Annotated in this window: 10 protein-coding genes; 7 read left to right on the top strand and 3 right to left on the bottom strand. The window is 71.9% G+C overall.

Annotated features, from left to right (window positions below; genetic code table 11):
- Window positions 1-273: 273 nt before the first annotated feature.
- Complete coding sequence (locus HNQ61_RS10730; protein WP_170034408.1) at window positions 274-3,324, bottom strand: BTAD domain-containing putative transcriptional regulator; 3,051 nt, start codon at window positions 3,322-3,324, stop codon at window positions 274-276.
- A 486-nt stretch (window positions 3,325-3,810) separates the two neighbouring features.
- Between HNQ61_RS10730 and HNQ61_RS10725 the strand changes: the two genes are divergently transcribed.
- The 7 genes from HNQ61_RS10725 (at window position 3,811) to HNQ61_RS10695 (ending at window position 10,734) form a co-directional block, all read left to right on the top strand.
- The gene (locus tag HNQ61_RS10725) at window positions 3,811-5,268 is read left to right on the top strand and encodes an SEL1-like repeat protein (protein WP_170034407.1); all 1,458 of its coding nucleotides are present in this window, start codon (window positions 3,811-3,813) and stop codon (window positions 5,266-5,268) included.
- Window positions 5,269-5,421: 153 nt separating this feature from the next.
- Window positions 5,422-5,874: a hypothetical protein gene (locus HNQ61_RS10720; protein WP_170034406.1), complete on the top strand. Its 453-nt coding sequence runs from the start codon at window positions 5,422-5,424 to the stop codon at window positions 5,872-5,874.
- Window positions 5,875-5,909: 35 nt separating this feature from the next.
- Window positions 5,910-6,362: a ubiquitin family protein gene (locus HNQ61_RS10715; protein WP_221239681.1), complete on the top strand. Its 453-nt coding sequence runs from the start codon at window positions 5,910-5,912 to the stop codon at window positions 6,360-6,362.
- A 433-nt stretch (window positions 6,363-6,795) separates the two neighbouring features.
- Entirely contained in the window at window positions 6,796-8,136 is a 1,341-nt protein-coding gene (locus HNQ61_RS10710; protein ID WP_170034404.1) for a hypothetical protein, read from the top strand.
- Window positions 8,137-8,303: 167 nt separating this feature from the next.
- On the top strand, window positions 8,304-8,729 hold the full coding sequence (locus tag HNQ61_RS10705; RefSeq protein ID WP_170034403.1) for a hypothetical protein: 426 nt from the start codon (window positions 8,304-8,306) through the stop codon (window positions 8,727-8,729).
- 133 nt (window positions 8,730-8,862) lie between these two features.
- On the top strand, window positions 8,863-10,110 hold the full coding sequence (locus tag HNQ61_RS10700; RefSeq protein WP_170034402.1) for a PPC domain-containing protein: 1,248 nt from the start codon (window positions 8,863-8,865) through the stop codon (window positions 10,108-10,110).
- A gap of 480 nt (window positions 10,111-10,590) precedes the next feature.
- Window positions 10,591-10,734, top strand: coding sequence for a hypothetical protein (locus HNQ61_RS10695; RefSeq protein ID WP_170034401.1), 144 nt, complete (start codon window positions 10,591-10,593; stop codon window positions 10,732-10,734).
- 24 nt (window positions 10,735-10,758) lie between these two features.
- Here HNQ61_RS10695 and HNQ61_RS10690 read toward each other — a convergent pair whose 3' ends face one another.
- Together HNQ61_RS10690 and HNQ61_RS10685 are read right to left on the bottom strand one after the other, a co-directional pair.
- Window positions 10,759-11,907 carry a 50S ribosomal protein L11 methyltransferase gene (locus tag HNQ61_RS10690; RefSeq protein WP_170034400.1) on the bottom strand — a complete coding sequence of 383 codons (1,149 nt, stop codon included), beginning with the start codon at window positions 11,905-11,907 and terminating at the stop codon, window positions 10,759-10,761.
- Window positions 11,904-12,890 carry a hypothetical protein gene (locus tag HNQ61_RS10685; RefSeq protein WP_170034399.1) on the bottom strand — a complete coding sequence of 329 codons (987 nt, stop codon included), beginning with the start codon at window positions 12,888-12,890 and terminating at the stop codon, window positions 11,904-11,906. The genes HNQ61_RS10690 and HNQ61_RS10685 overlap by 4 nt, the downstream gene beginning before the upstream one ends.
- Window positions 12,891-12,904 lie beyond the last annotated feature (14 nt).

Here is a 12,904-nt window from a genome sequence, read left to right as displayed (position 1 = left end):
CGCGCGCCGTAGGCAACGATACAGCTGTTGCCAACGGCGCCGAGCCCCCGGTTCGCGCCACAGCCCGGACGGTGGCGGAAGGTCGAGGCACGCGCGAACCGAGTTCTCGGCCCTACGGGCGCGAATCCCTCGCGCAACGCGCAATCTCCCTCGCCAACCGCCACCCGCCATCCGGCGGATGAACCGTTCCGCCTTGACGGCGGACTCGCGGGGGCACCATTGGTCCTTGTGAACGGCGGTTCACTTTCCGTCCGGTCCGCGTGATCGACGCGGTCAGCGCGGCCCGGGTTGCAGGGCGGCGGAGCGTTGCTGCGCGGCGCGGACGGCGGGCAGAAGCTCCGGCTCCGCTTGGCGCCAGCGGTGGGCGAAGCGCGCGTAGTGTTCAGCGGCTTCGCGGCGGCGGCCCATCCGCTCCAGAATGCGCGCCTGATCTTCTTCCGCCGCCGTAGGAAACATGATGCCGCGGCTGATGTCTTCCGGCAGGCTGCCGAACCAGGCCAGCGCCTCGGCATCGCGCCCGGAAGCGGCCAGCAGCCGCGCGCGGAAGAAGCGGTCCGCCACCGTGCTGTACGAATCGTCCTTGACGAACAGTTCCGGAACCGGCTCGGGCCACCCGCTCTGCACCAGTTGCAGCGCGCCCGGCACGTCTCCCGCCGCGGCGCGAACACGCGCCCGAAGCTGCGCGTTCAGGTGGCGGGCGAAGCGTCCGGCCGCGGTGGTGTCCACCATGGCGGCAAGGGCGGCGGCGCGGCGGTTGGCCTCCGCCGCGTCGCCCATCCGCACCGCGAGCGCGCCCAGCACGTACTGATGGCGCGCGGCGGGATAGCGGCCCCGCTCCTCATCCACCACGCCGCCGGTGCCCAGCGCGCGCGGCACGGGCGAGGCGGCAAGATCGCGATAGGCACGGCGCACCTCGTCCGCCGGGAGCGCGGCGGGAAAGAAGGCGGCCAGAAAGGCCCAGGTGCGCACGGCGTAGTCACGGTCGATGCGCGCGGCGGAATCCGCCTGCACCCGCGCATCACGCCACCGCCCGCGCGCCATCTGCATGTGTGCGCGCGTCGTGTAGCCCACCAGCCGGCTCTGCGCGCCGCGATCATTTTCCGTCATGAGCGCGGCAAGGCGCAGGCCGGCCTCCGGGTCGCCCAGGAAGTCCGCGGTGCGCCACGCCGCGCCCCACGCGGGGATATCGTTGGCGTCGCGCGGGGCGGCGCTCTGCGCGCGCAGCGTGTCGATCGCGATCGCCTGTCCTTTTTCGTCATCCAGCGCAAAGGCGCGCACGGCCCGCGTGCGGGTGAGCGACTCGTGCGCCGGGCTGAGTTCGGCCACGGAGCGGACGAGGCTGTCCAGCTCCGCCCGCCGCCCCTGCAGGGCCGCGATGTACGCCAAGTGCAGGCGGGCGTTGACGTTGGACGAATCCAGCGCGATCACCTGCTCCCACGCCGGACGCGCGGTGGCCAGCGAGCGGCCCCGCCACATGGCGCGGTGGTGCAGCACCTCGCCCAGCTCGTTCCACGCTTCCACGTTGTCGGGCCGCTCGGCCACCAGCGAGCGCAGCAGCTGCTCGGCGGCCACGGCGGAGCCGGTGCGAAAGGCCAGCCGCGCGCGAAGAAGCTGCTGGTCTGACGTGGACAGCCGGTCCGCCAGCCGCATGGCGCGGGCGGCCGCCACGGAGCCGTCCTGCGCGGCCCAGTCCTGCGCCACGCTCAGCCGGTACGAGGCGAGCGCAAAGGACGAATCGCCCTCCACCGCCAGCGCGAACTGCTCGGCGGCGCGCTTGAACGCCCCTTTTCTGAATGCCCGTTCACCCGCCAGGTACGCCTTGAGCGCGGGGAGCGACTGCGTGGTGAGCGCGGCGGTGCGGTCCAGCTGCTCCGGCGGCGCATCCATCCCCTCCGCCACCAGCGTGCGCACCAGCCCGTCCACCGCGCCGAACAGGCTATCCTCCTTGAGATCCGCCACTTCCGCGCGCGCCAGGCGCCGGCCGTCCGCGCCGTACACGGCGGCGGTCAGGTGCAGCCGTCCGCCCGCCTCGATCACCGTGCCCAGGATGAAGCGCCCCGCGCCGAAGCGGCCGGCGGCGCGGCGCCCCGCCTCCAGGCTGGTCTGATCGTCCCCACGGCTGCGCAGAAACGAAAGCAGCGCATACGGATCCACCGTCGTCAGCTCGCCGGTGCCGTCCAGCCGGACGGACACCAGGTCCGCCATCCCCTCGCCCAGGTACGTGTGCGGCGCGCCGGTGCGCACGGCGAACGGCAGCACGGCTACGCGCGTCGCCACGACGGAGTCATCCCCGCCCACGCCGCCGCGCAGCGCGGGCCACGCCACCGCCGCGCAGGCGAGCACCGCCACCCCGGCCAGCACCGCACGCCAGCGCCGCCGCACGCCGCGGGTGGACGGCGGCGCGGACGCATCTTCCGCCACCGAAACCCGTTGCGAGGACGGTGAAGCGGGCCTCGGTGGATGAACGGCGAGTAGGTCGATGAAGGGCCGTTCATCCGCCGTGATCGCGGGATCGATGACGGGCGAGGCATCCGCCGGGACGGGTGCTTCGGCAAACGAGGGCTCGACGGGTGGCGCGGGGCGGACCGGGGCGGGGCGGCGGTCGCGGATGGCCTGCGCCAGCTTGGCCGTTTCCGCCGCGGGCTCACAGTCGAAGCCCGCGCGCATGCGGCGGCAGAACGCCTCGTAGGCGGCCAGCGCGCCGGCGCGGTTTCCCGCCGCGTCCAGCGCGATCAGCAGCGCGCGGAGGGCGACCTCGTCGTCCGCGTCCAGTTCCACCGCGGCGCGGCGCCAGCGCAGTTCGGCCGCGGCGTCCTCCTCCGCCTCCGCGCGGGCGGCGAGCGCCGTGGCGGCGGACGACGCCAGGCGGGCCAGGCGCGCGCGTTCCCCGCCCAGCCAGTCGTCCCACTCCGCGGATCCATCCAACTCGAATCCCGCCATCAGCGGTCCGCGATACAGCTCCAGCGCCTCCGTGTACCGCCCCTGCTGCACCGCCGCCTCAAAGTCGATCGCGTCGCACCGGAGCGATCCATCGGCAAAGCCGACCTCGTCATCCCCCCGGTTCAACAGGACGGATTCGCCCAGCTCCCTGCGCAGGTGGTGCAGCGCGAGACGCAGGGCGGAACGGCCGCGGTCCGTGGCGGCTTCCGGCCAGAAGCGCAGCAGCAGTCGCTCGCGCCGCTGGTACCCGCGCGGGCGCGCGAGCGCGACGTACACCAGGAGCGCCGTGCGCTTTGGCTGCGTCAGAATGCGGCGGAGCGGTTCTCCGTCCGCCGACCGCAGATCGGTGGCGCCGAGAACGCGAAGCTGGATGGGGGGGGACACGCGGGCCAGGCTGAAGGGAGGGTTGTGCGCCGGCGGACAGAGAGAATGCGCCCCCGCAACGTGCTACGCAAGGCAGCAACGGCCAGCGAACGGGCGTGCGGCGGATCTCGCGTGGGTGCGTGCGGGGGAACTGCCGTTTCACACGGAGGTCACGGGGGATGCACGGAGGGCACGGAGGAACAGAAGGGCCTCACACAGAGCCGCAGAGACGCAGAGAAGAGACAAAAAGAGTTGAAGAGATCTGATCTCCGGTCTTTCTGCTTTTCTCTCTGTGCCTCTGCGGCTCTGTGTGAGGTTTTTTCGTGTCAGTTCCTCCGTGTCCTCCGTGCCTCCTCCGTGGCCTCCGTGTGAAACGGCAGTTTGCAGGCTCTGGTGCAGCAACGAGTTATAGCAAACGCAACGATCAGGAAACGGTGGAGCAATGCCCTCCGCGTATGCTTGCCGGGCGTCACGGACCCGCCGCCCCGGCCTCAACCCAGACGGACCATGCCCTCCCACTCGCTCCGCCTCTCCCTCTGCGCCGCACTCCTCGCCGTTCCCGGGGCGCGGGCCGCCGCGCAGACCGAACAGACCGCCTGCTACGTGGCGTACCGCTTCACCCCGACAGGTGGCGGCAACGGATACTCGCTGCACTTCGCCATCGTGGAGGCCCCGGTCCCTGCCTCGCGCGGTGAAATCGCCATGCTCGCGGGGCTGGGGCGCGGCACCGGGCGCGACGAGGGCGCCTTTCCGCTGGGCGTGGTGCGCGGCCGCGACGCCGCCGTGGCGCAGGTGCGCGAGCGGCTGGAACTGGAAGCCCCCGGTGGCGTGGCCGCCCGCGACATGAGCTACAGCGGCAACTGCTCGGAAGCCGCCATGGGCCGGCGCGGGCAGATCGCCACCGGCGTGGTAGTCCGGCGCACCCCCGCGCCCCGGACGACGGCGGATTCCGTGGCCATGATCCGGCGCTGGGCCGAGGGCGGCAACCCCATGGCGCAGGCGGACCTGGCCAGCCGCTACGACCGCGGCCAAGGCGTGGTGAAGGACGACGCGCAGGCGGTCCGCTGGTTTCGCGCGGCGGCGGAGGGCGGCGTGCCCGAGGCCATGTTCGCCACGGGCAACATGATGATGAACGGCCGCGGCACCGCGCGCGACGAGGCCGGCGCGGTGGGCTGGTACACGCGCGCAGCCCGCGCCGGCTACCGCGACGCGGAATATCTGCTCGGCCTGCTGCACGAATCCGGGCGCGGCGTGCCGGCCAGCGAGGCGGAAGCGCTGCGCTGGTACCGGCTTGCGGCGGAGCACGGCAAGCCCGAGGGCGCGCGCATGGTGGGGCTGATGACGGCCACCGGACGCGGTACGGCCCGCGACGACGCCGAGGCGCTGCGCTGGCTGCAGCGCGCATCGGAGGCGGGGGACGCGGAGGCGATGGGCTCGCTGGCGGGGATGTACGCGGGCGGTCGCGGCGTGGTGGCAAGCATGCCGCAGGCGCTGCAGTGGATGCGCCGCGCGGCGGAGGGCGGCCACGGCGAGTCGCAGTACAACTACGCCCTCGTGCTCATGCAGGGCCAGCTGGTGGCCGCCGACATCCCGGCGGGGATGGCGATGCTGCGGCGCGCCGCGGAAGGCGGATACGGCCGCGGCCAGGAGCTGCTGGGCAACCTGTACTACCTGGGCGAGAACGTTCCCGCGAGCGACGCGGACGCGGTGCGCTGGTGGACGCGCGCGGCGGAAAAAGGAGTTCCCGGCGCGCAGAGCAACCTGGGGCAGATGCTGGCGCGCGGCCGCGGCGCCCCGCGCGACGACGTGGCGGCCGCCGTGTGGCTGGACCTCGGCCGCGAAGCGCTGGCCGACGACGAGGAGGGCAGGACGATCGACGCGGCCCTGCGCGCCCGCCTGACTCCCGCCCAGCGCGCGGAGGTACAGCGCCGTGTGGCGGAGTGGCGGCGCACGCACGGCGGCTGAAGACGCGCTTCATCCACACGGAACGGCAGTTCGCAGAGCCATGCGCCGCAGCGGTTACGCCGCCCGCAACGGCCAGGAAACGGCGGAGCAATGCCACCCCCGTAAGCTTGCGGCGCGTCACCGGACGTGCCGGTCCCAACCCGACGGACACCCATGCCTGTTCGCCCGCTCCTCGTCCTTCTCTGCGCCCTGCTCCTCGCCACGCGGGCGGATGCGCAGTCCCCGGGGGCCCCCGCCGTCTCCGCGGTCAGGCCCGCGGTCGCGCGGATGGTGGCGGCGGGGCGGCTGGAAGCGGGCGCGCTGGAAGACGGCGATGCGCGGCTGGATGACGACTCGCGCTACGACGACTTCGTCTACATGGCGCACGCGGGTGAGCAGATCCAGGTGCGGCTCTCGTCGGATGCGTTCGACCCCTACCTGTACGTGGGGCGGCGCGGCGCGGGGACGGCGCTGCTGGACGCGGTGAGCGACGACGACAGCGGTGGCGGCACCACCGCGCAGGTGACGTACACCGCACGGGCGGCGGGGCCGGTCATCATCCGGGCCAACTCGCTGATGGCGGGACAGACGGGCCGGTACACCCTGCGGGTGAAATCCGGACAATAACGCTCCTCACACCCCTTCTCTGGAGATTTCTGATGATGAAGATCCGCACGTTTGCCGCCCTGCTCGCCATTGCGCCGCTGGCGGCGTGCCCCGGAAACGCGGGCCCCAGCAGCGGCCCCTCGCCCGACGCCACCGTCACCCGGCTGATCGCCGCCGCGGGGCAGCTGGCCAAGCAGCGCGGCTACTCGCCGTCCACCACGGCTCCGGCGACGGGCGAGCTGAACAACGGCACGCAGGAAGACGTGGGCATCACGCTCAACCAGGGGCGCGAGTACCTGATGGTGGGCATGTGCGACGGCGACTGCAGCGACATGGACCTGCAACTGTTTGATCCGTCGGGCAACAAGATCGCCGAAGACGTGCTGGACGACGACGTGCCGGTGCTGGAGTTCCGCGCCGCGGCCAGCGGCAACCACCGCATTCGCGTGGTGATGGCCCGCTGCAGCGCCAATCCGTGCTCCTACGGCGTGTCGCTGTACAACAAGTAGGTCCTTTGGCGGCCGGCACCCAGGGGGCTGGGCGGCAGACCGCCGGAGGGGTGCGCCGGGTGCGCGGAGGATCGCGCGCCCGGCCACCATTTTATCCAGACAGATCGACAGCGGTGGCGGATGATGGACGCCGTTTCCCGCGCACCCCCGCCACCTCCGCGTCCCCCGCGTTCCCGCTGTTGGTGTTGATCGTTCAGGATGATGCGGGACGCTGATCGCCTGCGCCGGCACTCGGGTTGATCGCCATCATCACGCACCAGGATCTGCTGATCGTCGTCGCCATGCATCCGCTGCGCTGATTGCCATCTCGGGGGATGTTGTTGCGCCGCAGCCGGTTGCGCGTGGATGAACGGCGGGGGAACGGAGCGGGAACGCGCTCCGGGCATGTTGATCGACAGAAAACGCGACGCCGTCCTCCACGCATCGGACATCCATGACTCTCGTTCGCCGCAACGCCTCGCCCCGCGCGCTCCCGCGCATTCTGCTCGCGTGCACGGCACTGCTCGCGCTCGCCGCGCCCGGGCGGGGGCACGCGCAGGAGAACATCACCATCTGCAGTGGCCAGCCGATTCCCGCGCGGTACGTGGTGGTGGCCGTGGAAAGCCGCGGGCAGTGCCCCGGCTACTATGAGCGGAGCTACAACCAGCTCACCATCCGGGTTCCGGGCGATACGGTTTCCGTCTGCAACACGCTTACAACCAGCATTCCGGGATACGTGGTGACGAGCGTCGCCAGCCGCGGCCGCTGCCCCGACTACTACGAGAGGCCCAGCAACGTCAGCGTGTACCGGCGGATTTCGGAGACGCGCGGCGCGTATGACGAGGACGATCCGGACACGTCCGTGCCGCGCAATGCCTGGAGGCTGGAGCGGCTGAATCCGCTGCGCCGCTACGTGATTTCGCGGCTGGGCGAATCGGAAGCGTGGTTCGGGCTGAACGACCGCACGCACGATCTGTGGGTCAACTCGCTCGACAACGGTGGCGTGATGCGGATGCCGCTGGACCTGGAGGCGGGCGTCCGCTACACCGTCGTCGCCGCGTGCGACATGGACTGCTCCAACCTGGACCTGCGCGTCGTTTCGCCCAGCGGCGTGGTGGCGGTGGATGCCGATGCCGATGCGCTCCCGTTCCTGCGCCTGCCGCCCGCGCGGGCCAGCGGGTGGACGCTGGAGGCCATCATGCGGCGGTGCACGGCCAACCCGTGCGGATTCGCGGTGGCCATCCACCAGACGCCGGGCGAGCCGGCCATGCGCCCCCGTCCTTCCACCGCCCCGCGCGTGACCCCTCCCGCAGCGCCGCGCGTCACTCCGCCCGCGCCGCCCGCCGCGCCGCCGGTCACCTCTCCGCGCCCGTCCCCGGCTCCAACGCCGGCACAGAACCGTCCGGCTCCGCCGGCTCCCGCTCCCGCACCGACGCCCGTTCCGGCACCGGCACCCACGCCGGCCACACCGCCCGCCGTCGCTCCCGAGCCCGCTCCGCGCCAAGTGCCGGCTGCCCCGCGCACCGCGCCGAGGCCGGCTCCGACCCGTCCGGCTCCTGCTCCGGCAACACCGGTTCAGACAGCGCCGGTTCCGACGGCGCCCAATCCGCCGGCGCCCGCGCCGCCAGTCGAGCCCGCCCCGGCGCCTGCTCCGACCACCGAGCCCGCCGCACCCGCTCCGCCAGCGCAGAAGCCCCCGGTGGAGCCCGTCGTCCTCACGCCGGAGGTGACGACCATCACCTCGCCCGCGACGCCGGTGGAGATCCCGACCAGCACGCCGCCGGCCACGCCATGATGACCTTATCGGCCACGATCGCGATCCGCGCGCGGCGGAGCCGAACCCGCCGCGCCTGCGCAAGGGTCCTCGCCGTGGCGGGAATGATGACGGGCGCGGGATGCGGTTCGTCCGCGCCGCCGTCCCTATCCCCGACGCCAGCGTCGCCGTGGCCCGCGCCTGCGCCGATGGGTGACGCGGCCACAAGTCGCGCCGCCATCGACAGCGTCGCCGCGGACGGCATCGTGCCCCGCCTGCTGGCGCGCCTGAACGAGCAGGCCGAAGCGGATGAACTGCGGCCCGCGCGCGATCCCGTGACCGGCGTGCTCAACTGGAACACGACGACGGATGTGCCGGTCACGCTGGTGGCGGAAAGCGAGTATGTGATTCAGGGCGTGTGCGACGCGGACTGCCGCAATCTGGACCTGAGCCTGATGGATCCGGACGGCCGGACGATCTGGACCAAGGAATACGCTGACACATCACCTGAAATCCGCCTCACCGCAGAGCGCGCCGGCACCTACGTCGTCCGCGTGCTGATGCGGGCGTGCGCGTCGCCGCGCTGCGGATTCGGCGTGGCGTTCTACACCAGCGCGCCGGACGAGGAAGCCTGATCCAGCGGCAGGTCCATGGTCGTCATCGGCTGATGGATGGAACAGACCGCCAGGCGCGCCGCTGCTCATCAGTGTGCGCGGTGGCGGAACCGGGCAGGATGGATGGGAGGCCGTTCATCACCGGAACGCACAGTTGAACACGCGAAAAATCATGCACGCCATCAACATGCACACGAGCGGCAACCGGACGGCGCGGCGCGCGGTGTGGCTGCTCACGATCGTGGCCGCACTGCTCGCCCGCCCCGCCGCGGCGCAGGAAACCACCATCCGCGGCAGCCTGGCGCCCGGCGACAAGCTGCTCGCCAACGGAGTGCTCTCCGACGAGCACCAGGTGAGGGTGCGCGCCGGAACGCGCCTGGAGGTCACGCTCATCAAGACGGCGCCGCTGCAGGCGGCCGTCCTGCTTGTGTCGCCCGCCAGCGGGGTGCGGCAGATGGGGTACGAGGCAAAGTGGACCGGGGAACGGCTCGTGGATCTCTGGACGGCGGACATCACCACTACGGAAACGATAACGCTGATTGTCTCTGCGCTGGCGCCTCCCGGACGTCCGGGCACGTCCGGCGATTACACGATGGTGATCAACGCACCCGGTGGCGGCGGGTCACCCGCGCCCGCGCCCGCGCCCCGCGGCGGCGGCTCGCGCCCGGCGCCCACCGCCAGCCGAACGCTCCGCGCGGGAGAGCGCGTGCAGGGCCAACTCACTGCCACGGCCCCCGTGCTGAGCGACAATTCGCATTACGCCGACTACACCTACACGGCGCGCGCGGGCGAGCGCATCACCGTCACCCTGGCCTCCGCCGACTTTGACGCGATGCTGTTCGTGGGCGCGGGAAGCGGGCTGCAGGACGCCGTGAACGACGACGACAGCGGCGGCGGAACCAACTCGCGCGTGGAGTACACGGCCCCCCGCGCCGGCCCGCTCACCATCCGCGTCAACACGCTGGGGCCGGGAGAAACGGGCGCGTACACGCTGGCGCTCACCTCCATCGGCGGCGGGCGGACGGATGGCCCGCAGCCTCGGGGGCCGGCACCGCGCGTTCTGCGCGCGGGCCAGCGCACGCAGGGCGAGCTGCAGAACAGCGACGGGCGGCTGGCGGATGGATCGTTCTATCACGACTACACGTACACAGCGCGCCGCGGCGAGCGGATCACCGTCACGCTGACGTCGGCCGCGTTCGATGCCTTTCTGCACGCCGGCCGGCCGGGCGCGGGGACGCAGCTTGTGAATGCGGTGACGGATGATGACGGGGCGGGCGGAACGAACTCACGTGTGCGGTTCGTGGCGGATCGGGATGGGCCCGTGACCATCCGCGTCAACACGCTCACCAGCGGCGAAACCGGCGCCTACACCCTGCTGCTGGAGAACGTCACCCGCAACTGATCCCCCGGGTTGCGGCGCGGGTTCGTCACCGGCGAGGGATCATGAATGCAGATTCAGAATCGACGATGGCGCAACGGGCGTGCGGGACGGAGACGAACCGGCGCCCTGATCCACCCCTGCGACGACCGGGGGATACGTCATCGCCACGGAGCCAGCGCGGCTGGCGGCGTGGCTCCACCGCTTTCGCGGCCATCTGCTCGCGTACGACCTGGCGCGGATGGAATCGTCCCCTGCGTAAGCGCGGCGGTCGCAAAGGAACGGAGCCCGTCGCGGCGGACGGAAACGGCGGGAGAAAACCTGCGGCTGGCATCGAACACAAGCGTCCGCAAAGGAGAGTTTCGCGCCGCGTGCTCATCCGATGCGCGGCGCGTGATACGGGACACAGTGGACGCGGGGGTTGCCCCGTAGCACGGATGCTGCTAAATGTTTACTGCGCGCGTGGCTAGCGCGCCCGGCATCCATGCGAACCGAAATCCCATCATGCAGTCCAAAGACACGCACCGTCTTCCCTACACCCCGCCGCGCCTGCGCATCTTCGGGGATCTTGCCGCGCTCACGCAGACGGTTTCCATCTCCAAGAACAAGAACGACAACATCAACGGCGGCAACAACCTCAAGACCTGAGGCCCGCCGCCGTTCCGGCCGTTCCTACTCCGAAAACGTCTCGCTCAGCTGGCCCACGCGGGACAGGGCGGCCTCCCAGCTGGTGAACAGCGCGGGAAACCTGCGCCGCGCCTCCGTGGCGATCTCTCCCAGCGTCGCGGTTCCGTCCATCAAGCCCAGAATCTCGCGGTCCGCGCGCCCCTGCTCCCCCAGCATGGGCGCAAAATCGTGCCCCCTGCGCCGCATCTGCTGCGAGGGGAACGCCCCCGCGCGCAGCGTGGACTGCCGGAAGCGGACACGGGAACCATCCGCGCGCTCCACCGTGGTATCCCAAACCCACACGTAGTCGTCGCTGATGCCGCGCGCCTGCAGCATCATGCGGATGCGGTCGCCGCGCACCAGCGGCACCGGCTCCAGCCAGGGCAGAAACGCGGTTCCGTAGATGGTCTGCGGCCCCTCCGGCCCCGTCGTGAACCCCACCCCTTCCGCCAGATCCGCGTCAAACCACACCGACACGCCGTGCCCGGTGCCGTCGCGCTCCACCGTCCATTCCATCGTGGCCTTGAGGTTGGGGTCCGTGATGGTGCGGTAGTCCAGCACGGCCCAGGTCTGCGGCGCCGCCAGCAGCTGCCCGGCGGCAAAGTGCACCTTGCCCCAGTCGTTGAGCGCGGCCGCGCGGGAGGATGACATGTCCAGCCCCAGGCCGTGCTCCGTCCACGGCGAGGTGATGGCGGCGTGCTCCCGCGGCGCCTCCACCGGTGCGGCGCGGACGGTGTCGCGGCGGGGAATCAGCACGCCGCCGGGCGCCAGCATCCGCTCGCGCACGTCCGCGATGGCGGTGATGTGCGGAAAGGCGACCGGAAGCACCCCGCGCAGGTCCGAGACGATGACGTCCGCGCGCTCCGGCAGCTCCACGTCCATGGAGAGCGCCTGGATGAACTCGATGCGGTCCGCGAATCCGTTGTCCCGCGCCGCCAGCCGCGCCAGCTGCACCGCGTCGTTGGGCTCGATGGCGTACACGCGCCGCGCGCCCAGCCGGCAGGCCAGCAGCGCCAGAATCCCCGTTCCCGTCCCCACGTCCAGCACCACCGAGCCCGGCCGCACCGCCTGCTCCAGCGCCGCGGCGTAGGCATCGATCCGCACGTGGTCCGCCGCCATCAGCCCGAACGAGCGGACGTTGTACGACCGGGTCACGCGGGCGCTCCCGCGGTGCCGGACCGCCGTTTCACGTCTTGTTCAATCATCTCGCACAGTCGGGTGAGGAGAGCGGGATCGGTGTGCGGCGTGGCGCGAAGAATGGGGACAGTGCGCGCCACCTGCCCCAGCACCCGGGCGTCGCGCGCGTGCGCCGCCCGGTCGGGAAGCCACCCCACGTACGCGTTCCCCACCAGCGCCAGCATCCCCTCCACCGCGAGCACCGGCTCCAGCCGGGGCGCGTCGTCCGCCCGCCGCGCGGCGAGGAGGTAGATGGCGGAAAGGGGAAGCGGATGGGGATGAAAGCCGTCATCCATGCGCATGAAGCGCTTGTCCCAGTTGGGCGTCAGCGGCGGAAGGCGACCGCCCGGGCCCAGCACCGTGGGCACCGAATCCGGCCACAGGCGCAGGTGCGGATACGCGGGCTGGGCGAGCACGGCGCCATCCCGCAGGCGAATGGCCAGCACGTCATCCGCCACCACGCGGTGTCCCCGGCCGGCCAGCACCGCCGTCGTCGTGGACTTGCCCGCGCCCGCCGGGCCCACGACCGCCACCACGCCGCCGTCCATCGCCACGGCGCCGGCGTGCAGCGACGGGACGCCGCGCATGCGCAGAACCAGCCCCAGCACGGGGCCCAGCAGGTACGTGGCCGCGTCCTCCGGCGTGTAGTGCGCGGGCCAGGTGCAGGCGACCGCCGCCGCGGCCCCGTCCACGACGTATTCGCACCCGTCCGCGTACGCCAGCCGGTATCCGCCATCCGCGCGGCGGTGCACCACCACCGTCGGCTCGCCCTCTACGGACAAGCGCGGCGACACGTACCACCGTTCTTCTTCCGCCACGGACGGAAAAACGTCTGCCGGAACGCGGCCCATCCACACGCGCACGTCGGCCGGGCCCGCGGCGTCCTCGGCCGGCAGGTCGGGGAGCCCGGGCTCCACGTCCACGGCCAGCCCGTACAGGCGGTATCGGCGGATGGAGATCAACGGCGGCGGTGGTG

Origin of the sequence: Longimicrobium terrae, from assembly GCF_014202995.1 — a bacterium.
Taxonomy (GTDB): domain Bacteria; phylum Gemmatimonadota; class Gemmatimonadetes; order Longimicrobiales; family Longimicrobiaceae; genus Longimicrobium; species Longimicrobium terrae.
The sequence above is the reverse complement of the archived record's forward strand: the minus strand, read 5'-3'. Positions and strand labels throughout refer to the sequence as shown.

Coding starts and splice junctions, on each gene's coding strand:
- HNQ61_RS10710 (WP_170034404.1), top strand. CDS start 6,796: ATGACTCTCGTTCGCCGCAACGCCTCGCCCCGCGCGCTCCCGCGCATT.
- HNQ61_RS10715 (WP_221239681.1), top strand. CDS start 5,910: ATGAAGATCCGCACGTTTGCCGCCCTGCTCGCCATTGCGCCGCTGGCG.
- HNQ61_RS10720 (WP_170034406.1), top strand. CDS start 5,422: ATGCCTGTTCGCCCGCTCCTCGTCCTTCTCTGCGCCCTGCTCCTCGCC.
- HNQ61_RS10695 (WP_170034401.1), top strand. CDS start 10,591: ATGCAGTCCAAAGACACGCACCGTCTTCCCTACACCCCGCCGCGCCTG.
- HNQ61_RS10725 (WP_170034407.1), top strand. CDS start 3,811: ATGCCCTCCCACTCGCTCCGCCTCTCCCTCTGCGCCGCACTCCTCGCC.
- HNQ61_RS10705 (WP_170034403.1), top strand. CDS start 8,304: ATGGGTGACGCGGCCACAAGTCGCGCCGCCATCGACAGCGTCGCCGCG.